Below are 22,505 nucleotides of genomic sequence, written 5' to 3' on the forward strand. Positions count from 1 at the left end.
GGCCACGGCCGTACGCTGGAGGCATGAGCGACGCGCCCCGCCACCACAAGCCGGTGAAGTTCTCCCCGGAGCAGTTCGAAGCGCACGAGGGCGGCCCCGACCCGGCCCGCGTCTCCGAGGCGGCCCACCTCGCGGCCCACGCCCTGGTCTCCCGCGGGCGCGCCAGCGACGACCCCGAGATCAGCCGGCGGCTCATCGAGCTGACCGACGAGCAGGGCTTGGAAGGGATCGCCGAGATGTGGGCCGAGGCCCCGGCGGTGTCCCTGCCCGGGGCCCTGTGGCGGCTCTACGCCCTGCGGGCGGGGGTGCGGAAGGACCCGGTGCGGATGGGCCGCTACTTCGCGGCGGGACGGGGCACCGCGCAGGTCTCGCACGTGGTGGCCGGCGTCGCGGAACCTCCCGGGGCGGAGGAGATCACCTCGATGGCGGACGCGATCCTCACCGGGGCGTTCAACGGGGAGTTCGACATCGCCCTGGACCGGTTCGCGGCCTTCTGCCGCGTGATCGCCCTCGGCCGGATCCGGCTGGCGGACACCGGGCAGATTCCGGTCGTCGACCCGGACGCTGCGCGGGCGCCGAGCACCGTGGCCCTCACCCAGCGGCTCGAGCGGACCGCGGAGGAGCTCGAGGCCGCGGCGCACCAGTGGCGCCGCGGCCACCTCGACTGAGCCCCGCCGTCCGGGCGTCCGGAGGTCCCGCCGTGCGGGAGACCACAGCCGCGGGACTTGGCCCCACGGGCACGTCGACTACCATGGAAGCCAGGTGCCGGGCCGCGGCAGCCCCGGGCTCCATCACATAGCCGCCACGAGCGGCCTTCCGCCGAGAGGCGCTCCCGGTCCGGCACCGCCCCCTTCCTCCTTCCGGGACCACGGGCCGCCCCCGGGCCGCCCGACGGCCCCATGTACAGTGGGATCCGCCGTGCTCCGCGGCGCAGGTCACGACGCCCAGGACGGTCAACACATGGCGCTTCGCATCTTCCCGGAGGACGAGCTGGTCCTGGACCTGCTGGCCGACATGTCGGGACAGGTGACGGAGACCGTGCGGCTCCTGTCCGAGCTGATGGGCTCCCCCGAAGCCGACCCGGCGACCCTCGACGCGATCCGCGAGTGCGAGGCCCGCTCCACCGACCTGTACTTCTCCGTGATGACCACGCTGCGCTCCACGTTCGTGATCCCCATCCCCCGGCAGGACGTCTACATCCTGGGCCACTGGCTCAACAAGGCCGCGGAGGAGCTGCTGGCGGTCGCGGAGGTGCACGTCGCCTACGCCCTCAGCCGGCCGCCCTCGTACGCCACGGACCAGCTCGGGGTGATCGAGCGGATGTCCGAGCTGACCACCCGGGCGATGCGCGACCTCGGCAGCCTCCAGGGCCTGGACGACTACTGGTACGAGATGCTCCGGCTGGGCAAGCAGTCCGAGCGCATCTACCAGCGGCACATGGGCCACCTGCTCGAGAACCACAAGGCGATCCCCGCGATGCGGCGCGAGCGCGCCATCCGGCGCTTCGCCGGGGCCGCCCAGGCCCTGGTGCGGGTCTCGACCGAGGTGGGCCGCATCGTCGTGGCGGAGTCCTGAGCCCGTGCTGACGGCCCTGACAGTCCTCGGGATCGTCCTGGCCGTGACGCACACCGTCGTCAACGGTTTCCACGACGCCCCCAACGCCCTCGCCCTGCCGGTGCGCTTCCGTGCGCTCACGCCCCGGGTGGGCCTGGTGTTCACCGCCCTCGTCAACGTCGCCGGCGTGTGGGCCGCCGCGTACCTGCTCGCGGACTGGGTCATCACGGGCGTCCCCGTGCCGCACAGCGTGGTGGGCTCCGCGACGATCGTCTGCGCCCTGGTGACCACGATCGGCTGGAACCTGCTCACGTGGCGGTGGGGCATGCCCAGCTCCTCGACCACGGCACTGGCCGGCGGACTGCTGGGCGCCCTGCTGGGCGCCCGCGCCGTGGGGCTCTCGGCGGTGAACCCGCTCACGGCCACGGCCTTCTACCAGGTCGTCGTGCCCCTGGTGCTGGCGCCGCTGGTCGCCTACGCCGCGGCCTGGGTGCTCGTGGTCCCCCTGTTGCACCTGCTGCGGCACTCGGAGCCGGACGCCACCACGTTCCGCTCCCGGCTGGTCCTGGCCATCGGGGCGGCGGCCGTCTCCTTCGGGCACGGCATCCACCACGGCCGCCGGGCCGTCTGGGTCCTCGCCACGCTGCTGCTGTGCGCCGGCCTCCAGGACCCGCTGAGGGGCGGGGCCGGCCCGTGGCTGTTCCTGCTCGTGGCGGCCGGACTGGCCGTGGGCACCCTGTTCGGGGCCTGGCGGATCGCCTACACCCTGTCCTCCCGGATGATCACGATCGACCCGTTCCGCGGCGCGGTGGCCCAGGGCGTGGCCGGGTCCCTGCTGTTCCTGGGCGGGACGCTGATCCCCGTGTCGATGTCCACGTCCCAGACCACGGCCGCCGCAATCCTGGGCGCGGGACGGCAGCAGCGCTTCCACACGGTCAACGTCCGGGTGGTGCGGCGGGTCCTGCTGGTGTGGGCCCTCACTGTGCCGGCCTGCGGCGTGATCTCCGGGACGCTCCTGCTCGCCCTCTCGCCGCTGCTCTAGACGCCGCAGCGGCGCCGCCGCGGGCCCCGGGCCGCCGGCCCCGGAGCATTGCCTGCCGGGGCCGGCGCACCGACGACGACGGGCACCGGTCGCCCCCCGCGGAGGTAACCGGTGCCCGTCGTCGTCGGTGCCGGGACGGCTCAGCCGAAGCGGCCGGAGACGTAGTCCTCCGTCTGCTTCTCCGTGGGGTTGCTGAAGATCTCGGTCGTGGGGCCGTACTCGATGAGCTTGCCCGGCTTGCCGGTGCCGGCGATGTTGAAGAAGGCGGTCCGGTCCGACACGCGCGAGGCCTGCTGCATGTTGTGGGTCACGATGACCACGGTGTACTCCTCCTTGAGCTCACTGATCAGGTCCTCGATCGCCAGCGTAGAGATCGGGTCGAGAGCGGAGCAGGGCTCGTCCATGAGGATGACCTCGGGCTTCACGGCGATCGCCCGTGCGATGCACAGACGCTGCTGCTGGCCGCCGGACAGGCCCGAACCGGGCTTGTCGAGGCGGTCCTTGACCTCGTTCCAGAGGTTCGCCCCCTGGAGCGACCCCTCCACGAGGTCGTCGGCGTCGGAGCGGGAGATCCGCTTGCTGTTGAGCTTCACCCCGGCGAGCACGTTGTCGCGGATGGACATGGTGGGGAACGGGTTGGGCCGCTGGAAGACCATTCCGATCATCGAGCGCACCAGGACCGGGTCCACCCCGGGGCCGTAGAGGTTCTCGCCGTCCAGGAGGACATTGCCCTCTGCCCGGGCACCGGGGATCACCTCGTGCATCCGGTTGAGGGTGCGCAGGAGGGTCGACTTGCCGCAGCCGGAGGGGCCGATGAACGCGGTCACCGACCGGGCGTCGATCCCCATGCTGACGTCGTCGACGGCCAGGAAGTCGCCGTAGTAGACATTGAGGTTCTCGACGTCGATTCGCTTGGACATGTGTGTTCCTTGCTACTTTCTCGCGGAGGTGCGTGCGGGAGGTCCGGTGGGAGGGCAGCGGCGCGTCAGCGGCCGGCGGTCTTGGGCGCGAAAGCCCGCGCGACGAGCCGGGCGAGGAGGTTGAGCAGCATCACGATCAGGATGAGGATCAGCGCCGCCGCCCACGCGCGCTGCTGCGAGGGATCCGGGTTGGTGGGTGAGGTGGGAGTGAGGATCTGGTAGTAGATGAACGTCGGCAGCGTGGTCATCCACCCGGAGAACGAGTTCCAGTTGATGGCGGTCGCGAAGCCGGCGGTGACGAGCAACGGAGCGGTCTCGCCGATCACCCTGGCGATCGCCAGGGTCACGCCGGAGGCGATGCCGGAGATCGCGGTGGGGATCACCACCTTGAGGATCGTCCGCCACTTGCGCACCCCCAGGGCGTAGGCCGCCTCGCGGAGCTCGTTGGGGACGATCTTCAGCATCTCCTCGGTGTTCTTCACCACCGTGGGGATCATCAGCACCGTCAGCGCGACCGCCGCGACGAAGCCGAAGCGGGTGGAGGGGCCGAACAGGAGGCCGAAGAGGGCCGCGGCGAACAAGCCCGCCACGATGGAGGGGATGCCCGTCATGACGTCCACGAAGAACGTGATCGACTTCCCGAGCCAACCGCCCTTCGAGTACTCCACGAGGTAGATGGCCGTCAGCAGGCCGATCGGCACCGACATGAGCGTGGCCCAGAAGGTGATCGAGACGGTGCCCACGATCGCGTGGTAGGCACCGCCGAGCACGGGGCCATCGCCTGCGGCCGCCGCGTTGTCGGTGGCTCCCGTCACCCCGTTCATGGAAGTGAGCAACAGGTTCGAGTTCAGCCCCGGCACGCCGTTGGCCAGCACCGTCCAGACCACGGAGACCAGCGGGACCACTGCCAGGAGGAACGCCGCGTGCACCAGGTAGGTCATCAAGGAGTCCGCCCCCTTGCGCCCGCCCTCGACAGCGGTCACGGCGATCGGGGCGGCCACCAGGAACAGGACGGCGGCGAAGACGGCCCACAGGATGGAGGAGAAACCGACGAGTGCCGCGAGGGCGGCGCCCGCGATCAGCGCGGCCACCGCGATGACCGGAACGAGCCACTTCGGCTTCTGGTTGCGCGTCAGACGGGGACGGCGGCCTGCGGGGCTCGGCGACGAGGTCGGCTGACGGAGAGATGCGGTCGACATCAGTTGGCTCCCGAGAATTCCTTGTAGCGGGCGATGATGGCGCGGGCGATCATGTTCACGATGAGGGTGATGAGGAACAGGACGAGACCGGCCGCGATGAGCTCGGACAGCCGCAGCCCGTAGGCCTCCGGGAAGTTGAGCGCGATCTCGGCGGCGATGGTCTGGTTGCCGGACTGCACGAGTGAGGCCGTCAGCGGACCGCCTGAGAGGACCAGGGCCACTGCCATGGTCTCCCCGAGAGCCCGGCCCAGGGCCAGCATCACCGAGGAGATGATGCCGGGGCGCGCGAACGGCAGGACGGTCATCCGGATCATCTCCCACCGCGTGGCGCCCAGGGCCAGCGCCGCCTCCTCGTGCAGCTTGGGCGTCTGGATGAAGATCTCCCGGGACATCGCCGTGATGATCGGCAGGATCATGATGGCCAGCACGATGCCGACCGTGAGCATGGTCTTGCCGGTCTGCGAGGCGGGGCCGGAGAACATCGGGATGAAGCCCAGGTTCGTGGTGAGCCACGCGTAGAAGGGCACGAGCGCGGATGCAAGGACCGTGGTGCCCCAGGCTCCGTAGATCACGGAGGGAATGGCGGCCAGCAGGTCGATGACGTAGCCCACTGGCTTGGCGATCCGTGCCGGCGCGTAGTGGGAGATGTACAGGGCCACCAGCACGCCGATCGGGGTGGCGATCACCAGGGCGATGACGGCCGCGATCACCGTGCCGATGATGAGGGGCCAGATGTAGGACCAGAAGCCGGCCCCGCCCGAGATGTCCTCGGCGGGCGCCTGGAAGGTGGGCAGCGCCTCCAGGAAGAGGAACAGCGCGACGGCGGCCAGCGAGGCGAGGATCAGGATGCCCGCGCCGAGACTGAACCCCGCGAAGATCGAGTCGCCGGCCCGGCCGCCGGCCGCTTCGCCCTCGGCGAGCGCGGTGGGCTCCTGGGTGGTGAGGGTGGTGGACATGTCGTGCGCCCCTTCGGTGGCCTGGAACGAGCTGCGCCGGACGGGATCGGTCCCGGCGCCGGGATCGGGTGATGCGCCTCACGGGGAGGACGCCCCACACAGAAAGGTCCCGTTCGGTGCAGGCACGAGCATCAGGAGCCCGGGCCCGCACCGAACGGGATCAACAGGAGGAGATCAGCCGGCGACCGTGATCTGGTCGAGCGCCTCCTGCGCGGAGGTGCGCAGGCTCTCGGACATCGGAGCCGAGCCGGCGGCGTCGGCGGCAGTTTGCTGGCCCTCCTCGCTGATGACGTACTCGCCGAACGCCTTCGCGAGGTCGGCGGTCTCCTGGGAGTCGTACTGCGAGCAGAACAGGTGGTAGGACACGAGCACGATCGGGTAGGCCCCGGACTCGGTGGTGTCCCGCTCCAGGTCCATCGCCATGTCGTACTCGGCGCGACCCTCGACCGGAGTGGAGGACTCGACAGCGGTCGAGGCGGCCTCCGGGGAGTAGTTCACGAACTCCTCGCCGACGCCCACGGCGACGGTGCCGAGGTCGCCCACGGCGGAGGCGTCGGAGTAGGTGATCGCACCTTCGGTGGCGTTGGTGGACTGGACCACGCCGGCGGTGCCCTTGTTGTTCTCGGCCGCCCACTGGGAGGGCCAGTTGCCGGAGACCTCCTCGGTCCACACCTCGGGGGCGGCCGCGGCCAGGTACTCCTGGAAGTTCTCGGTGGTGCCGGACTCGTCGTTGCGGTGGACCACGGTGATCGCCGTGTCCGGCAGGTCGGCGTCGGGGTTCTGCTCGGCGATCGCGGGGTCGTTCCACTCGGTGATCTCGCCGGTGAAGACCTGGGCGATGGTCTCCCCGTCCATGTTCAGGGTGTCCACGCCGGGCAGGTTGAATGCCACGGCGATCGGGGAGATGTAGGCCGGGATGTGGAAGCCGCCGTCGGGCCCGCAGACCTCCTGTGATGCCGCGTACTCCTCGTCGTCGAGGTAGGCGTCGGTGCCGGCGAAGTCCGCACCGCCGGCGGTGAAGGCCTCGCGCCCGGCCCCGGAGCCGTCCGGGGAGTACTGCACCTGAGCCTCGGGGTTGGCGCTCTGGAAGCCGTCCTGCCAGGCCGTCATCGCGGCCTGCTGGGAGGAGGCGCCGATTCCGGTCAGCGTGCCGGAGACGCCGGCGCCGGCGGCGGAGGTCTCGGTGGATCCGGAGTCTTCGCCCGTGGCGTTGTCCGAACCGCACGCGGTGAGTGCGAGCGAGCCGATGGCCAGGACGGCTGCGGAACGGCCGAGGTGGGAAACCTTCACTTGAATAGCCCCTTCAGATCACGGTGGTGCCCCGTCGAAGGGGCCGTCGTTCGATGTGGCGCCGGAAGAGTTCCGGGCCGGTGCGAGAGGCGGATCTGCGGTGCGACCGCGGACCTCTCACCCAGAGACGCTAGGGAGCGCAGGTGGCCAGATTGACGTGTGAAGGTGAACGGAGGGTGAACACGGGCGGCGTCTCCGGGGCAGAGTCGCACATCTCACACCACGTGCGGACGGATCCCGGCCCGGCGCGGGGGCTCCTGCCCGCGCGCCGGCGGTCCCGAGCGGCTCGCCTAGGATGGCCCCATGCAGCCAGGCAACCGTGCGCGAGCCGCGGCCCGCGCGGTGCGCAGCCGCACCCGGATCGGTGTGACGCGGGTCCGGACGGGCCTGCTCCAGAGCTTCCAGATCACGGTCGCCAGCGTCGGCGCCTACCTGATCGCGGAGCAGCTGCTGGGCCACTCCGGGCCCATCTTCGCGGCCACCGCGGCCCTCGTGGCCCTCGGCTTCGCCAAGGACGGGCTGCGCTACCGGCGGGTCCTCGAGGTCTCGATCGGTTGCACCCTCGGCATCGCCGTGGGGGACACGCTGATCCACGTCCTGGGCACGGGCGTCTGGCAGGCCGGCGTGGTCCTGATGACCTCGATCCTGCTCGCCCGCTTCCTGGACAACGGCACGCTGTTCACCACTCAGATGGGGCTGCAGTCGGTGCTCGTGGTCCTGCTGCCGCCGTCCCAGGACGGGGTCTTCGCGCGGTCCACGGACGCGGTCGTGGGCGGGCTGTGCGCCCTGGCCATGGCCTACTTCGTGCCCACGGACCCGCGGAGCCAGCCGCGCCAGGGCCTGCGGGCGCTCGTCGACGAGTTCTCCGGGGTGCTCCGGGAGGCGAGCCGGGCCATGGAGGACTACGACGCCACCGCCGCCTGGCACGCCCTCGTGCGTGCCCGGCAGACCCAGCCGCTCGTGGACTCGGTGACGTCCGGGCTGAAGTCAGCCCTCGAGATCGCCACGGCCTCGCCGCTCTACCGCGGCCGCCGCGCGGAGATCGAGGGGATCGCCCACTCCATCCGCTACCTGGACCTCGCCGTGCGCAACGCCCGGGTTCTCGCCCGCCGCCTCGCCTCCGTGCTCAACCACGTGACGCTCTCCGACGAGGCCGTGGCCGCCATGAGCGCCGCCCTCGAGGACCTCGCGGACGCCGTCGTCACCCTGGGCAACGCACTCGCGGTGGCCTCCCCCGGCTCCCGGGAGAGCTACCTGCGCCAGGCCCGCAACGAGCTGGCGAACGTGGCCGGGCGCCTGCACCCCGGGCAGATGGGGGTGCGCACCATGGAGGGCGAGACCCTGGTGCTGGACATGCGCCCGATGGTCGTGGACCTGCTGGAGGCGGCCGGGATGACGCACGACGAGGCACGGGACCAGCTTCCCCGGCTCGAGGGCTGGGACCGCGCCTGAGCGCGGCCCCGGCCGCCCCCGCAGGGCAGGCCGGTCACGGTCGGAGCTGGTCCCAGAGGGCCCGCACGCGCGCGTCGACGGCGTCGACGATCTCCCGGACCCCCTCCGGGCTCTCCCGGGAGGGGTCGGCGATGCCCCAGTCCAGGTACCGCTTGCCCGGGTACACCGGGCAGGCGTCCCCGCAGCCCATGGTGATCACGTAGTCGGCCGCCCGCACCACGTCGTCGGTCAGCGGCTTGGGGTACGCCCCGGACAGGTCGATCCCGCGCTCCGCGAGCTCCTTCACCACGAGTGGGTGGATCTCGGAGCCCGGCAGGGAGCCGGCCGAGCGGACCTCCACGCCGTCCCCGGCGTAGTGCCCCAGCAGGGCCGCGGCGATCTGGGAGCGGCCGATGTTGTGCACGCACACGAACAGCACCTGCGGGACCGGGGAGTCGATCCTGCCCTGGGACTGGGCGAGGGCCCTGAGCCGGTCGTCGGCGAAGTGCCCGGCCAGGGTGGCCAGGTGGGTGCGGAGCCGCGCGGTGCGCGAGAGCGTCGTGTAGGACTCGAACACGTAGCGCTCGACCGTCTCCGGGGAGAAGATCCCCTCGTAGCGCCCGGCCAGGTGCACGGCGGTGCGCTGGAGGACGTGGGTGTCCAGGTTCTCGGCGGGCTGGGTCATGACCGGCCGTCCTGCTGGGTGTTCTCGCCGGGCAGCAGCTCCGCGATCAGCTGCTGGATCCGGGCCCTGATCTCGTCCCGGATGGGGCGCACGGACTCCACGCCCTTCCCGGCCGGGTCGGCCAGTGCCCAGTCCTCGTACCGCTTGCCGGGGTAGAACGGGCACGCGTCCCCGCAGCCCATGGTGATGACCACGTCGGAGTCCTGCACGGCCTCGTCGGTGAGGACCTTGGGGGTCTCGGCGCTCATGTCGATGCCCTCCTCGGCCATCGCCGCCACGGCGGCCGGGTTCACGGAGTCCGCCGGCGCGGAGCCGGCCGAGCGCACCTCGATGCGCCCCCGGGAGAGGTGGGTGAGGTAGGCGGCGGCCATCTGGGAGCGTCCGGCGTTGTGCACGCACACGAACAGGACGCTGGGCTTGGTGGTCTCGGGGCTCATGGGGCGGTTGTCCGTTCTGTCGGTGGGAGGACGGGGGTCGGGTGCGTCAGGTCCGGACCGGGGCGGGGCCGGCGAGCCGGGCCAGGGCGGTCTCGCCCACGGGCTCCTCGGCCAGCAGCGGGATCACGGCGGTCCGCGGGGACCGGTCCTGGACGGCGCGGATCTGCTCGAGCTCGGCGCGGGCCCGCTCCTGCAGGAACGCGGAGCCGGGGGCGGCGGCGGCCACGGAATGGTTGACCACCCACGCCCAGGGGTGCAGGTCGGCCCGCTCCAGGTCCTCCTGCAGCCGGGTCGTCTCCAGCACGGGCGTGGTCTCCGCCAGGGTGACCAGCACCAGCTTGGTCAGCTCCGGGTCCTGCAGCCGCATCAGCGGGGTGGCGTAGGAGAACCCCTCGCCCATGTTGCGGGCGATCTCCCGGTGGTAGGAGCCGGTGGCGTCCAGCAGCAGGAGGGTGTGCCCGGTGGGGGCGGTGTCCATGACCACGAAGCGGCGGCGGGACTCGTTGACCGCCTGGGAGAACTCGTGGAAGACCGCGACCTCCTCGGTGCACGGGGACAGCAGGTCCTCGGACAGCTGCGCCCGCCCGGTCTCGTCCAGGTTCCTGCCCTTGGACGCCAGGACCCGGCCGCGGTAGGCGGCGACGGCCTGCTCGGGGTCGATCCGGGAGACGGTGAGGTGCTCGACCTCCCCGGCCAGGGTCTCGGAGAGGTGGGCCGCCGGATCGGTGGTGGTCAGGTGGACGTCGTGACCGCGGTGGGCCAGGGCCACGGCGACGGCCGCGGCGACAGTGGTCTTGCCGACCCCGCCCTTGCCCATGCACATCACCAGCCCGTGGTCCTGGGCGGCGAGCTCGTCCACCAGGCGGTCCAGTCCCGGCAGGTCGAGCTCCGCGGGCGGGGCGCACGGCGCCGGCTCCGGGGCGTCGTGGTCGAGCAGGGACCGCAGGGCGTCCAGCCCCACCATGTTCTGCGGTCGCAGGGCCACCTCGTCCCGCGGCAGGCCGGCGAGGACCGGGGGCAGCCCGGCGAGGGCGGCCTGCTCCCGGGCCCGCACCGCGACGACGAGGGGGTCCTCGCCGGCCGGCATCAGGCCGTTGAGCACGAGGTGCTGCTCGGCCATCCCGATCCGCGCGAGCTCCTTGTGCGTGCGGGCGACCTCCGCCAGGCCGGACTCCTGGGCGCGGGCCACCAGCACCAGCCGGGTCCGGGCGGGGTCGGCCAGGGCCGCCACGGCGGCGGCGTACGTGCTGCGCTGCTTCTCCAGCCCCGAGAGCGGGCCCAGGCATGAGGCGTCACCCTTGCCGGCGTCGAGGAAGGAGGTCCAGTCCCCGGGCAGCTGCAGGAGCCGGATGGTGTGGCCGGTGGGGGCGGTGTCGAACAGGACGTGGTCGTGGCGCTCGCCGATCGTGCCGTCGGCCAGGATCCCCGTGAACTCGTTGAAGGACGCGATCTCGGTGGTGCACGACCCGGAGAGCTGCTCGGTGATCGAGGCGATCTCCGCCTCGGGCAGCAGCCCGCGGACCGGGCCGACGATCTTCTCCCGGTAGGCCGCCGCGGCCTGCTCCGGGTCCATCTCCAGCGCCTCCAGGCCGGGGACCCCGGGAACCGGAGTGATCGTGCTGCCGATGCGCACCCCGAACACCTGGCCCACGTTGGAGGCCGGGTCCGTGCTCACCAGCAGCACCCTCCGGCCCGCACCGGCCAGGTGCACGGCGGCGGCGCAGGCGATCGAGGTCTTGCCCACGCCGCCCTTGCCCGTGAAGAACAGGAACCGTGGGGCGTGGTCGAGGAAGTTCATCGTGCTCGCTTTCCGCAGGAGGGCGTGGCCGGTCGTCGCGGGTTCAGCAGCAGCCGGTGGGGCCGCAGCACCCGGTGTCGTCCGGAGCGGCCGCGGCGCTCAGCCCCAGGTCCGGGCGCGGCCCGGCCGCCGGGACCGCGGCGCTCAGACCGGCCAGGGACTCCAGGCGGGACCGGTCCGGGTAGGCGCCGGTGGCCACGGTGACCCCGTCCACCAGCACCAGGGGCAGTCCGGCGGAGCCGGCCACGCGCAGGAAGTCGCTGACCACCGGCGTGCCGGCGAACGCCTGGGGGTCGTTGGCGAGGTTGTGCCGGGAGATGTCCACCCCGCGGGAGCGCAGGTGCTCGAGGTCCGCGGTGAACTCGACCAGGGCCTGGTCCACGTCGGGACCGCACACGCCGGTGCTGCAGCACAGGGCCGGTTCGAACACCTCGATCCGGGGCCCGGGGGCGGCCGTCAGCTCGTCCAGCAGCCGCCGGACCCGGGCGTCGATGTCGTCGCGGACCAGGCGCATCCGCTCCGCACCCTCGATGCCGCGGGCGGAGGGCTCGTCGGTGTGCCAGGTCTCGATCGTGCCGGTCATCCCCTCGACCGGCTCGACCCTCGCCTCATCGCCCAGCACGACCACCCGGTCGACGGAGCGCAGCAGCTCGGGGTCGATGGGCTTCGGCGTTCCGGAGGACATGTCCGCACCGACCTCGGCGACCACCTCGGCGGACAGCGCGTTGATCTTGGTGCCCGGCGTGGTGCCGGCGGAGTGGACCTCCACGGCACCTGCGGCGTGCCGGTCCATGAGGGCGGCGGCCATCTGGGACTTGCCGCCGTTCTTGGCGCACACGAACAGGACGGAGGGCGTGGTGCTGGTCATCGGGACTCCTGGGTCGGGGAGGGCGGGCAGCGGCACGGCCGGACGGGAAGGCCGGTGGCGGGGACGGTCAGCGGGTGGGGACGGTGCGGTCGCCGGGGAAGAGTGTGCGCCCGGCCCACAGGGACACGTACACGAGGCCGACCAGGACGGGGACCTCGATGAGCGGGCCAACCACGCCCGCCAGGGCCTGTCCGGAGGTGACCCCGAAGGTGCCGATGGCCACGGCGATGGCGAGCTCGAAGTTGTTGCCGGCGGCGGTGAACGCCACGGTGGTGGACTTCGCGTAGTTCAGTCCCAGCGCCCGGGAGGCCAGCAGGGCCACCCCGAACATGAGGGAGAAGTAGACGACCAGGGGCAGGGCGATCCGGGCCACGTCCCAGGGGTTCGAGGTGATGGCCTCGCCCTGCAGGGCGAAGAGCAGCACGATGGTGAACAGCAGGCCGTACAGGGCCCAGGGCCCGAGCTTGGGCAGGAACGTGCCCTCGTACCACTCCCGGCCCCTGGCCTTCTCGCCGAGGGCGCGGGTGAGGAACCCGGCCACCAGCGGGATGCCGAGGAACACCAGCACCGAGACGACGATGGACCACACGGAGAACTCCGCCGAGGTGGTGGGCAGGCCCAGCCAGGCGGGCAGGACCTGGAGGTAGAACCAGCCCAGGGCGCCGAAGGCGATGACCTGGAACACGGAGTTGATCGCCACGAGCACGGCCGCCGCCTCGCGGTCGCCGCAGGCGAGGTCGTTCCAGATCAGGACCATCGCGATGCAGCGGGCCAGGCCCACGATGATCAGCCCGGTCCGGTACTCCGGCAGATCGGGGAGGAAGATCCAGGCCAGGGCGAACATCAGGGCCGGGCCCACGATCCAGTTCAGCGCCAGGGACGCGCCCATGAGGCGCCGGTCGGCGGCGATGCGGCGGGTCTCGTCGTAGCGGACCTTGGCCAGCACCGGGTACATCATCACCAGCAGCCCGATCGCGATGGGCACGGACACCTCGCCGATCCGCACGGCCTCCAGGGCGGTGTTCAGACCGGGGACGAAGCGGCCCAGCAGGAGGCCGGCGACCATGGCGAGCAGGATCCAGACGGGCAGCCAGCGATCGAGAAAGGGCAGGTCCTTCATCACGCCCTGAGGGGCGGGGGCGGTGGTGGTGCTCATGGGCGGGCGGACCTCTTCACATCGACGGGCATCTATCCCGCACAGTACGGGTCGCATCGACAGCCGTCAATGTACGATGGGGGGATGACTCTCGCTCCGGACCTCGACAGCACGGCCGATGCCGGGACCGCCGGCCGGTGCGCCCCCGGCGCACCGGCCACGGAGTGCTGCTCGCTCTCGGGCGGGCCCATGGCCCACGACGACGCCCGGCGCGTGGCGGGCCTGCTCAAGGCCCTGGCCGACCCCACCCGGCTGCGCCTGCTCTCCCACGTGGCCGCCCAGGGCTGCGACACCGTGTGCGTGTGCAGCCTCACGGACGACCTCGGCATCAGCCAGCCCACGGTCAGCCACCACATGAAGAAGCTCGTCGAGGCCGGGCTGCTCACCCGTGAGCAGCGGGGCAAGTGGGCGCACTACTCCGTGGTGCCCGGGGCGTTCGCGGAGCTGCGCGCCTTCCTCGACCTGCGCTGAGCCGGCCGCGGCGCTTGGGCCGTCCGAGGCGGCGGCTAGCCTGGACGCCATGAGCACCCGCACCCGCCGCAACTCCCCCGCCTACCGCTGCACCGAGTGCGGCTGGAGCACCGCCAAGTGGGTGGGCCGCTGCGGGGAGTGCCAGGCGTGGGGCACGGTCGAGGAGATCGGCGAGCACAAGGCCCGCACCACGGCCGCCCGGTCGATCGCCGAGCCCGCCCGTCCCATCGCCCAGGTGGACGCCACGGTGGCGGCCTCCGCGCCCACCGGGGTGCCCGAGCTGGACCGGGTCCTCGGCGGCGGACTGGTCCCCGGCGCGGTCGTGCTGATGGCCGGCGAGCCCGGGGTCGGGAAGTCGACCCTGCTGCTCGACGTCGCCGCCCGCTTCGCGGAGGGCGCGGGCGAGGGCACCCGCGACGTCCTCTACGTCACGGGCGAGGAGTCCGCGGCGCAGGTGAAGCTGCGCGCGGACCGGATCGACGCCGTGGCGCCCACCCTGTACCTCACCGCCGAGACGGACCTGGCCACGGCGCTGGGTCACATCGAGAAGATCTCCCCCCGCCTGCTCGTGGTCGACTCCGTGCAGACGCTGGCCAGCGCCGAGGTCGAGGGCTCCGCGGGCGGGGTGACGCAGGTCCGGGAGGTCGCGGCCTCCCTGATCGCCGCGGCCAAGAAGCGGAACATGACCACGCTGCTCGTGGGGCACGTGACCAAGGACGGATCCATCGCCGGGCCGCGGCTGCTCGAGCACCTGGTGGACGTCGTGTGCCAGTTCGAGGGCGAGAAGCACTCCCGGATCCGGCTGCTGCGGGCCGTGAAGAACCGCTACGGCCCCACGGACGAGGTCGGCTGCTTCGACCTCACCGAGACCGGGATCACGAGCGTGGAGGACCCCTCGGGCCTGTTCGTCTCCCGCACGGCCCTGCCCGTCTCCGGCACGTGCCTCACGGTGACCCTGGAGGGCCGCCGGCCCCTGCTCGCCGAGGTGCAGGCGCTGCTGGACCGCTCCTCCACCGCCCAGCCCCGGCGGGCCACCGCCGGCCTGGACTCCCAGCGGGTCGCCATGCTGCTCGCCGTGCTGCAGCGGCGGGCCGGCGTGAACCTGGCCGGGCTGGACTGCTACGTCTCCACGGTCGGCGGGGTGAAGCTCACGGAGCCGTCCACCGATCTCGCCGTGGCCATGGCGCTGGCCTCGGCCGCGCAGGACCGGCCCCTGCCGCAGCGCCTGGTGTGCTTCGGGGAGGTGGGCCTGGCCGGCGAGGTGCGGCCCGTCCCGGGCATCGGGCGCCGCATCCAGGAGGTCGCCCGGCTGGGCTTCACCCACGCGGTCGTGCCCGCGAGCCCCACCGGCCCGGGCCCCGTCCCGGCGGGGTTCACCGTCCGGGAGGTGACCACCATCAGCGACGCCATGGAGCTGCTCTTCCCCCGGTCCGCCGCCGCGCCCGCCCGGAACCGGCAGACCGCCGCGGCCGTATGATGTGACCGTGGCGAAGACCCCTGAGAACGCACTGCGCAAGACGCTGGCCCGCATCGCACCCGGCACCGAACTGCGCACCGGTCTCGAGCGGATCCTGCGCGGGCGCACGGGCGGGCTGCTCGTGCTCGGCTTCGACCGCTCCGTCGAGGCCATCTGCTCCGGCGGCTTCGACATCGACACCGACTGCACCGCGCCCAGGTTGCGGGAGCTGGCCAAGATGGACGGCGCCATCATCTGCGACCGGGACGCCACCCGCATCCTCAAGGCCGGGGTGCAGCTCGTCCCCGACGCCTCGATCGGCACCACGGAGTCCGGCACCCGGCACCGCTCCGCGGAGCGCACCGCCAAGGAGACCGGGGTGCCGGTGATATCCGTGAGCCAGTCCATGAGCGTCATCACGATCTACGTGGGCGAGACCCGGTACGCCATCGAGGGCTCCCAGTCGATCATGGCCCGCGCCAACCAGGCCCTGCAGACCCTCGAGCACTACAGCCACCGGATGGAGCAGGTGCTCGGCAACCTGTCCTCGCTCGAGATCGAGGCGTCCGTGACGGTGCGGGACGTGGCCCTGACCCTCCAGCGCATGGAGATGGTCCGGCGGATCTCCTCCGAGATCGGCTGGTACGTGCTCGAGCTCGGCGTGGACGGGCGGCTCATCGCGCTGCAGCTCGAGGAGCTCACCGCGGGCACCGGCCCGGGGCCGGACGTGGTGCTGCGCGACTACCTGCCCGACGGCACCCCCGCGGAGGGCATCGAGGAGGGTCTGGGGCGGCTCGCCGAGCTCACGCCCGCGGAGCTCATCGACCTGCAGCGGATCGCGGTGTCGGTGGGTCTCGTCGAGCCGCAGGGCAGCCTCGAGACGGACCTGCACCCGCACGGCTACCGGCTGCTGGAGGGCATCAAGTCGATGCCGCGGGCGGTCGCCAACCGGCTGGTGCGCCAGTTCGACGGCCTGCAGTCGCTGATGGCCGCCAACCTGGAGGACCTCAAGGCGGTCGAGGGCATCGGCGAGCAGCGGGCCCGCACTGTGCGCGAGTCCCTCTCCCGGATGGCCGAGACCAGCCTGCTCGAACGCTTCATGTGAGCCGCGCGCGGCGCGCTCACTCCAGGACGAACGGCACGGGCTCCGCGGTGCGCTCCCCGAGGGACGTCACGAGACGGTAGTACCCGGCCTGGGCCTCGCCCCCCGCCTCCGCGCAGCCCTCGGCGGTGCGCAGGCGGTTCCACGTCAGCCGGGCGACCTCCTCCTGTCCGGGCTCGACCGTCACCTCCGCGTCCTCGGAGCCGGCCTGGCAGTGCCTGCTGTCGAAGACGGTGTCCGCCCCCGAGGTCACCTCGTAGACCATCTGGGACGTGCCCGCGTTGACGCGGCAGGGGTCCTCCCCGGTGTTCTCCAGGGTCAGCTCGAGGACCGGCTCGACGTCCTCCAGGTAGCTCTCCCGGTCCGTCGACGCCCGCACGGCGAGGTCGGGGCCGCACTCCTGGACCGGCCCCTCCGTGGCGGGCGCGGACGCGGATCCGGACGCCGACGCGCTCTCGTCCGGCCGCGGCGTGAAGTCCGCGAAGGGCTCCTCCGAAGCCGCGGCGGCCGAGGCGGTGGCGGCCTCCGGCGCCGGGACGTCGTCCGTCTCCCCGGAGCCGAGCATGCCTGCGACGGCGGAGACCAGTCCCACCGCCACGAGCACGAGCAGCACGCCCGCCGCGAGGGCAGCCACGAGCCGGCGGCGCCGGTACACCTCGGGGCTCAAGCGCCGGGATCCGGGGTCGCGGGGAGCTCGTCCGTCGTCGTCGTGACCGTTCCCCGACCGTCCGTGGGGGGTGCTCCCGGAACCCTTCTGCGCCATGCTCCCAGGCTACAGTGGACTGCGATGAGCTCCCCGCACACTGCCCCGACCGCCGCCGCGGAGCCCGCTCCGCCGGGCCTGCACCGGGCCGTGACCGACTGGTTCGACGCCGCCGCCCGGGACCTGCCGTGGCGGGACCCGTCCTGCTCCCCGTGGGGGGTCATGGTCAGCGAGTTCATGCTCCAGCAGACGCCCGTGGTGCGCGTGCTGCCCGTGTGGCGGGCGTGGATGCAGCGCTGGCCGCGGCCCGCGGACCTCGCGGCGGAGAGCACCGGGGAGGCCGTGCGCGCCTGGGGCCGGCTCGGCTATCCGCGGCGGGCCCTGCGGCTGCACGCGGCCGCCGTCGAGATCACCGAGCACCACGGGGGCCGGGTGCCGGCCGCGCACGAGCTGCTGCTGGCCCTGCCCGGGGTGGGCACCTACACGGCCGCCGCGATCGCGGTCTTCGCCTTCGGCGACCGGCAGACCGTGGTGGACACGAACATCCGCCGCGTGCACGCCCGGGTGGTCACGGGACGGGCCCTGCCCTCGCGGTCGCTGACCGCCGCGGAGCTGCGCCTCGCGGAGGAGCTGATGCCCGCCGACGACGCCCTGGCCGTGCGCTGGAACCAGGCCGTGATGGAGCTCGGCGCCCTCGTCTGCACGGCCCGCTCCCCACACTGCGAGCAGTGCCCGGTGCGGGACGCGTGCGCGTGGGTCGCCGCGGGCCGGCCCGCGCCCGTCGAGGCGCCCCGCGGCCAGACCTGGCACGGCACGGACCGCCAGGTCCGCGGGGCGATCATGGCCGTGCTGCGGGCCGGGTCCGCGCCGGTGCCGGCGCCCTCCCTCACGGGGCCAGTGGACGTCGCCACGGGCGCGGGCCTGGCGCCGGAGGCCCTGCGGGCCCTGGACGCCCTGCACGGGCTGGGCGCCTCGGAGGAGCAGCGCCGGCGCGCCCTGGACGGGCTGGTGCGGGACGGGCTGGCCGCCGCAGGACCGGCCGGGGTCAGTCTTCCGGGCTGAGCTCGAGCAGCATCCGGGTGTTGCCGAGGGTGTTGGGCTTCACCCGGGCGAGGTCCAGGTACTCGGCGACGCCCTCGTCGTGCGAGCGCAGCAGCTCGGCGAACACGTCGGGGTGCACCTGGTTCTGGTTGGGCATGACCTCGAAGCCGTGCCGGCTGAAGAAGTCGACCTCGAAGGTCAGGCAGAACACGCGCGAGACCCCCACGGCGCGGGCCCGCTCGATCAGCCCGGCCAGCAGGGTGTGCCCCACCCCGCGGCCTCGCCACTCGTCGGAGGTGGCCAGGGTGCGGACCTCGCCCAGGTCCTCCCACATCACGTGCAGGGCGCCGCAGCCGACGAGTCCGGCCTGCTCGTCGCCGACCGCCTCCACCACCAGGAACTCCTGGATGCCCTCGTAGTAGGCGACCGTGTCCTTGTTGATCAGCACCCCGGCGCGCGCCAGCGGGGCCACGAGGTCCTTGATGGCGGGGACGTCGGAGGTGCGGGCGGGTCGCAGGCGCAGGTCGGTCACGACCCCCAGTGTACGCTTGCGAACTCCGCCGGCCCGCCGGAGCCGCCCTCCGCGACCGTCCCCACTTGGGCGGACGCCGAGGGGCCCGCCGCGCGGATGCGCGACGGGCCCCTCGGTCGGTGCCGGGCCGGCTCAGCCCTCGGAGCGGTTCTCACCGTCGCCGCGGGCGACGTCGACGTCCTCGAGGCCGCCCATCGGGTCGACCATGCCGTCGCCCGTGAGATCGGACATCGGGGTGGAGGAGAAGGTCAGCTTCTCCGCGTCCCCCTCGCCCTCGGTGCCAACGAAGATCTTCTCCCCGGTGCTGATCTCTCCGAAGAGGATCTTCTCGGACAGCTGGTCCTCGATCTCCCGCTGCATGGTGCGGCGCAGCGGTCGGGCGCCCATGGACGGGTCGTAGCCCTTGCGGCTGACCCACCGCTTCGCGGCGTCGGAGAGCTCGATCGACATGCCCTGGTCGCGCAACCGCTCCTGCAGCCGGGCCACGAACAGGTCCACGATCTGCACGATCTCGTTCTCGGTGAGCTGCGGGAAGACGATGATCTCGTCCACGCGGTTGAGGAACTCGGGCCGGAAGTGCTCCTTGAGCTCGTCCTGCACCTTCGCCTGCATGCGCTCGTAGTTGGACGCGGGGTCCACGCCGGTCTGGAAGCCGACGGGGACGGCACGAGAGATGTCCTTGGTGCCCAGGTTCGTGGTCATGATGATCACGGTGTTCTTGAAGTCCACCACGCGGCCCTGCGAGTCGGTCAGGCGACCGTCCTCGAGGATCTGCAGCAGCGAGTTGAACAGGTCCTGGTGCGCCTTCTCGACCTCGTCGAAGAGCACCACCGAGAACGGCTTGCGGCGCACCTTCTCGGTGAGCTGGCCGCCCTCCTCGTAGCCCACGTAGCCCGGAGGGGCGCCGAAGAGCCGGGAGACGGTGTGCTTCTCCTGGTACTCGGACATGTCCAGGGTGATGAGGGCGTCCTCGTCCCCGAACAGGAACTCCGCGAGCGCCTTCGCGAGCTCGGTCTTGCCGACGCCCGTGGGCCCGGCGAAGATGAACGACCCGCCCGGGCGCTTGGGGTCCTTCAGGCCCGCACGGGTGCGGCGCATCGACCGGGAGAGCGCCTTGATGGCGTCGTCCTGGCCGATGATGCGCTTGTGCAGCTCGTCCTCCATGTGCAGGAGACGGCCCGTCTCCTCCTCGGTGAGCTTGTAGACGGGCACGCCGGTGGAGGCGGAGAGGACGTCGGAGATGACCTCGGGGGTCACCTCGGCGAGCTCGTCGCCGCCCTCGCGCCAGGCACGGTCCTTGTCGTCCCGCTCGGCGATGAGCTTCTGCTCCGTGTCGCGCAGCGAGGCGGCCTTCTCGTAGTCCTGGCCGTCGATCGCGGCCTCCTTGAGCCGCTTGACCTCGACGATGCGGTCGTCGAGCTCCTTGATCTCCGGCGGGGCGGTCATCCGCTTGATGCGCAAGCGCGCACCGGCCTCGTCGATCAGGTCGATCGCCTTGTCCGGCAGGAACCGGTCGGAGACGTACCGGGCGGCCAGGTGCACCGCGGCCTCGAGGGCGTCGTCCGAGATCGAGACGCGGTGGTGCGCCTCGTACTTGTCGCGCAGGCCCTTGAGGATCTCCACGGCGTGCGCCTCGGAGGGCTCGTCCACCTGGATCGGCTGGAAGCGGCGCTCGAGGGCCGCGTCCTTCTCGATGTGCTTGCGGTACTCGTCGAGGGTCGTGGCGCCGATCGTCTGCAGCTCGCCCCGGGCCAGCATGGGCTTGAGGATCGAGGCGGCGTCGATCGCGCCCTCGGCCGCGCCGGCGCCCACGAGGGTGTGGATCTCGTCGATGAACAGGATGATGTCCCCGCGGGTGCGGATCTCCTTGAGCACCTTCTTGAGCCGCTCCTCGAAGTCGCCGCGGTAGCGGGAACCCGCCACCAGGGACCCGAGGTCCAGGGTGTAGAGGTGCTTGTCCTTGAGCGTCTCCGGGACGTCGCCGCGCACGATGGCCTGGGCCAGGCCCTCGACCACCGCGGTCTTGCCCACGCCGGGCTCGCCGATCAGCACCGGGTTGTTCTTGGTGCGCCGGGAGAGGATCTGCATGACCCGCTCCATCTCGCGGAACCGTCCGATGACGGGGTCCAGCTTGCCCTCGCGGGCGGCCGCGGTGAGGTTGCGGCCGAACTGGTCCAGCACGGCCGAGCCCGCGGGCGTGCCCTCGGACTGCCCGGCCGAGCGCACGCCGGCACCCTCCTTCTCGGGGGTGCCCCCGCCCTGGTAGCCGGAGATCAGCTCCAGCACGGTGGAGCGCACCTTCTGGGGCTCCGCGCCGAGCTTGGTCAGCACCTGCGCCGCCACGCCCTCGCCCGCGCGGATGATGCCCAGCAGGATGTGCTCGGTGCCGATGTAGTTGTGTCCGAGCTGGAGGGCCTCGCGCAACGAGAGCTCGAGGACCTTCTTGGCCCGGGGGGTGAAGGGGATGTGCCCGGACGGGGCCTGCTGGCCCGGTCCGATGATGTCCTGGACCTGCTCGCGGGCGCCGGTGAGGGTGATGCCCATCGAGTCGAGCGCCTTGGCGGCCACTCCCTCGCCCTCGTGGATCAGCCCGAGCAGCAGGTGCTCGGTGCCGATGTAGTTGTGGTTGAGCATCCTGGCCTCTTCCTGGGCCAGCACCACGACCCGGCGGGCGCGGTCGGTGAAGCGTTCGAACATGGATACTCCTCAGTCGATGTCTGCACCCGATGCTACGCACCCGAGGGGGTGATCGGGGGGCTGTTCGCCACCGGCGAGAAGACCGGGGGGCCGGGGCGCGGGCCGTCCCCGGAACAGCCCGGGGGAAATGCCGGTGTTCGCGTCCGCACCGGCAAAGGCGCAGGTCATCAAAAGAATGCGGGGGCATTTCGTGCCCGGCACTCCTGGCGACCAATAGGGGCCCGGACCCGGCGGAAGGAAAAGGAAAGGAGAGACCGGCGGACCGGTCCCTCCTCTATTCCGCCGGACGCGGAACGCGCGCTCTTATTTGTGGGCGTCGTAGTACGCCTTCTGCACGTCCTGGTGAATACGGCCGCGGTCGGAGACCGGGTGGCCGTTCTCGCGGGCCCACTGCCGGATGGCGGCGGTGTCCGGGTTGGACTTCCCGGTGGGCCGGGCCTGCTTGGGCGCCTGCTTGCTCTGGGCGCGCCGGGCCTTGGCGATGAAGGGCCGCACGGCGTCGCGCAGCTTGGCGGCGTTCTCCTCGGAGAGATCGATCTCGTACTGCGCGCCGTCGAGGCCGAAGCGCACGGTCTCCTCCGCGGGCCCGCCGTCGAGGTCGTCCTCGAGAATGATCTGCACGGTCTGTGCCATAACTGGAACTCTCCTCCGCCTTTCGGCGCTCGTCTCTGCCCGGCCGCGCCGAGAGCGGCGCTTCCTGAGGCGGTGCTGATTCCCCCGTGTGATACCGGATGATCCTGATCGTGAATTCCGGAGAACTCCGACGGACCTGAACACCCGGCGTCATCGAGTTTATCCTACAATTACCGGGCGGAATTCAACAGCACGAAAAGGCGGACAAACCGGACGCCAATTCGAATTCATCCGAAAGACGGTGCGGCGGGGGCCGGGAGCTCAGCGCTCCGTCCGGCGGCCGCGGCGCGGGGAGGGACCGAACGGCAGGTCCTCGCCGTCACGTTGCTTGAGCTCCTCGTACCAGCGCTCGGCGTCCTCCTGCGAGCGGGACTCGACGGCGCGCTCCGTGCGGTCGCCGCGGAAGATCCAGCGGAGGATGAACCAGAAGATGATGCCGATGCTGATCGAGGGCAGCAGGACAGCGATGTATTCCATGGGTGCGATTCTCCTGGGGAGATCTGGGCGGAGGCTGGGGACGGCGGGGGCCGCGGC

22 protein-coding genes and 1 pseudogene are annotated in these 22,505 nt (G+C 72.0%); 8 read left to right on the plus strand and 15 right to left on the minus strand.

Going from position 1 to position 22,505, the window contains the following annotated elements:
- Nucleotides 1-23 precede the first annotated feature (23 nt).
- From RF647_RS14475 to RF647_RS14485, 3 genes are all read left to right on the plus strand, one after another.
- Complete coding sequence (locus tag RF647_RS14475; RefSeq protein WP_368812321.1) at nt 24-668, plus strand: hypothetical protein; 645 nt, start codon at nt 24-26, stop codon at nt 666-668.
- Nucleotides 669-960: 292 nt separating this feature from the next.
- Nucleotides 961-1,575 carry a DUF47 domain-containing protein gene (locus RF647_RS14480; RefSeq protein WP_368812322.1) on the plus strand — a complete coding sequence of 205 codons (615 nt, stop codon included), beginning with the start codon at nt 961-963 and terminating at the stop codon, nt 1,573-1,575.
- A gap of 4 nt (nt 1,576-1,579) precedes the next feature.
- Nucleotides 1,580-2,596, plus strand: coding sequence for an anion permease (locus RF647_RS14485; protein WP_368812323.1), 1,017 nt, complete (start codon nt 1,580-1,582; stop codon nt 2,594-2,596).
- Between the two features lie 140 nt (nt 2,597-2,736).
- Here RF647_RS14485 and pstB read toward each other — a convergent pair whose 3' ends face one another.
- The 4 genes from pstB to pstS form a co-directional block, all read right to left on the minus strand.
- Nucleotides 2,737-3,516: a phosphate ABC transporter ATP-binding protein PstB gene (gene pstB, locus RF647_RS14490; protein ID WP_368812324.1), complete on the minus strand. Its 780-nt coding sequence runs from the start codon at nt 3,514-3,516 to the stop codon at nt 2,737-2,739.
- A 65-nt stretch (nt 3,517-3,581) separates the two neighbouring features.
- The gene (pstA, locus tag RF647_RS14495; RefSeq protein ID WP_368812325.1) at nt 3,582-4,715 is read right to left on the minus strand and encodes a phosphate ABC transporter permease PstA; all 1,134 of its coding nucleotides are present in this window, start codon (nt 4,713-4,715) and stop codon (nt 3,582-3,584) included.
- Complete coding sequence (gene pstC, locus RF647_RS14500) at nt 4,715-5,671, minus strand: phosphate ABC transporter permease subunit PstC (protein ID WP_368812326.1); 957 nt, start codon at nt 5,669-5,671, stop codon at nt 4,715-4,717. The genes pstA and pstC overlap by 1 nt, the downstream gene beginning before the upstream one ends.
- A 174-nt stretch (nt 5,672-5,845) precedes the next feature.
- Nucleotides 5,846-6,961 (minus strand): phosphate ABC transporter substrate-binding protein PstS, encoded by a 1,116-nt coding sequence (gene pstS / locus RF647_RS14505; RefSeq protein WP_368812327.1) that lies wholly within the window; start codon nt 6,959-6,961, stop codon nt 5,846-5,848.
- A 303-nt stretch (nt 6,962-7,264) separates the two neighbouring features.
- Here pstS and RF647_RS14510 point away from each other — a divergent pair, with 303 nt between their 5' ends.
- Nucleotides 7,265-8,413 (plus strand): aromatic acid exporter family protein, encoded by a 1,149-nt coding sequence (locus RF647_RS14510; RefSeq protein ID WP_133411169.1) that lies wholly within the window; start codon nt 7,265-7,267, stop codon nt 8,411-8,413.
- 34 nt (nt 8,414-8,447) lie between these two features.
- Here the strand turns inward: RF647_RS14510 and RF647_RS14515 are convergent, their stop codons facing one another.
- From RF647_RS14515 to arsB, 6 genes and pseudogenes are all read right to left on the minus strand, one after another.
- Nucleotides 8,448-9,077 carry a low molecular weight phosphatase family protein gene (locus RF647_RS14515; RefSeq protein WP_368812328.1) on the minus strand — a complete coding sequence of 210 codons (630 nt, stop codon included), beginning with the start codon at nt 9,075-9,077 and terminating at the stop codon, nt 8,448-8,450.
- Nucleotides 9,074-9,514, minus strand: coding sequence for an arsenate reductase ArsC (locus RF647_RS14520; RefSeq protein WP_368812329.1), 441 nt, complete (start codon nt 9,512-9,514; stop codon nt 9,074-9,076). The genes RF647_RS14515 and RF647_RS14520 overlap by 4 nt, the downstream gene beginning before the upstream one ends.
- A 46-nt stretch (nt 9,515-9,560) precedes the next feature.
- Nucleotides 9,561-11,312, minus strand: a complete 1,752-nt coding sequence (gene arsA, locus RF647_RS14525; RefSeq protein WP_368812330.1) for an arsenical pump-driving ATPase — start codon at nt 11,310-11,312, stop codon at nt 9,561-9,563.
- A 43-nt stretch (nt 11,313-11,355) separates the two neighbouring features.
- Nucleotides 11,356-11,742 (minus strand): arsenite efflux transporter metallochaperone ArsD, encoded by a 387-nt coding sequence (gene arsD / locus RF647_RS14530; protein WP_368812360.1) that lies wholly within the window; start codon nt 11,740-11,742, stop codon nt 11,356-11,358.
- Between the two features lie 24 nt (nt 11,743-11,766).
- A pseudogene (locus RF647_RS14535) lies at nt 11,767-12,180 on the minus strand (low molecular weight phosphatase family protein); the annotation flags it as partial.
- Nucleotides 12,181-12,247: 67 nt separating this feature from the next.
- A complete protein-coding gene (gene arsB / locus RF647_RS14540; RefSeq protein WP_368812331.1) occupies nt 12,248-13,336 on the minus strand; it encodes an ACR3 family arsenite efflux transporter in 1,089 nt (362 codons plus the stop codon).
- Nucleotides 13,337-13,420: 84 nt separating this feature from the next.
- On the opposite strand from arsB, the gene RF647_RS14545 reads away from it, so the two are divergent.
- The 3 genes from RF647_RS14545 to disA are packed head-to-tail and all read left to right on the plus strand — an operon-like array spanning nt 13,421 to nt 16,368.
- Entirely contained in the window at nt 13,421-13,807 is a 387-nt protein-coding gene (locus RF647_RS14545) for an ArsR/SmtB family transcription factor (RefSeq protein ID WP_368812332.1), read from the plus strand.
- Nucleotides 13,808-13,856: 49 nt separating this feature from the next.
- Nucleotides 13,857-15,284, plus strand: a complete 1,428-nt coding sequence (gene radA, locus RF647_RS14550) for a DNA repair protein RadA (RefSeq protein WP_095650876.1) — start codon at nt 13,857-13,859, stop codon at nt 15,282-15,284.
- A gap of 7 nt (nt 15,285-15,291) precedes the next feature.
- Nucleotides 15,292-16,368 carry a DNA integrity scanning diadenylate cyclase DisA gene (gene disA, locus RF647_RS14555; protein WP_133411176.1) on the plus strand — a complete coding sequence of 359 codons (1,077 nt, stop codon included), beginning with the start codon at nt 15,292-15,294 and terminating at the stop codon, nt 16,366-16,368.
- Nucleotides 16,369-16,384: 16 nt separating this feature from the next.
- On the opposite strand, the gene RF647_RS14560 is transcribed toward disA, so the two are convergent.
- Entirely contained in the window at nt 16,385-17,032 is a 648-nt protein-coding gene (locus RF647_RS14560; protein ID WP_368812333.1) for a hypothetical protein, read from the minus strand.
- 120 nt (nt 17,033-17,152) lie between these two features.
- Here RF647_RS14560 and RF647_RS14565 point away from each other — a divergent pair, with 120 nt between their 5' ends.
- Entirely contained in the window at nt 17,153-18,130 is a 978-nt protein-coding gene (locus RF647_RS14565; protein ID WP_368812334.1) for an A/G-specific adenine glycosylase, read from the plus strand.
- Here RF647_RS14565 and RF647_RS14570 read toward each other — a convergent pair.
- The 4 genes from RF647_RS14570 to RF647_RS14585 all read right to left on the minus strand — a co-directional run bounded on the left by RF647_RS14570 (nt 18,114) and on the right by RF647_RS14585 (nt 22,448).
- The gene (locus RF647_RS14570) at nt 18,114-18,641 is read right to left on the minus strand and encodes an amino-acid N-acetyltransferase (RefSeq protein ID WP_368812335.1); all 528 of its coding nucleotides are present in this window, start codon (nt 18,639-18,641) and stop codon (nt 18,114-18,116) included. The two genes, RF647_RS14565 and RF647_RS14570, sit on opposite strands and share 17 nt — an antisense overlap.
- A 132-nt stretch (nt 18,642-18,773) precedes the next feature.
- Nucleotides 18,774-21,338 carry an ATP-dependent Clp protease ATP-binding subunit gene (locus RF647_RS14575; protein WP_133411179.1) on the minus strand — a complete coding sequence of 855 codons (2,565 nt, stop codon included), beginning with the start codon at nt 21,336-21,338 and terminating at the stop codon, nt 18,774-18,776.
- 303 nt (nt 21,339-21,641) lie between these two features.
- Nucleotides 21,642-21,971 (minus strand): Lsr2 family protein, encoded by a 330-nt coding sequence (locus RF647_RS14580; RefSeq protein WP_368812336.1) that lies wholly within the window; start codon nt 21,969-21,971, stop codon nt 21,642-21,644.
- A 261-nt stretch (nt 21,972-22,232) separates the two neighbouring features.
- Nucleotides 22,233-22,448, minus strand: coding sequence for a hypothetical protein (locus RF647_RS14585; RefSeq protein ID WP_133411181.1), 216 nt, complete (start codon nt 22,446-22,448; stop codon nt 22,233-22,235).
- Nucleotides 22,449-22,505: the final 57 nt, after the last annotated feature.

The organism is Kocuria sp. CPCC 205263 (assembly GCF_040981075.1).
GTDB lineage: Bacteria > Actinomycetota > Actinomycetes > Actinomycetales > Micrococcaceae > Kocuria > Kocuria rosea.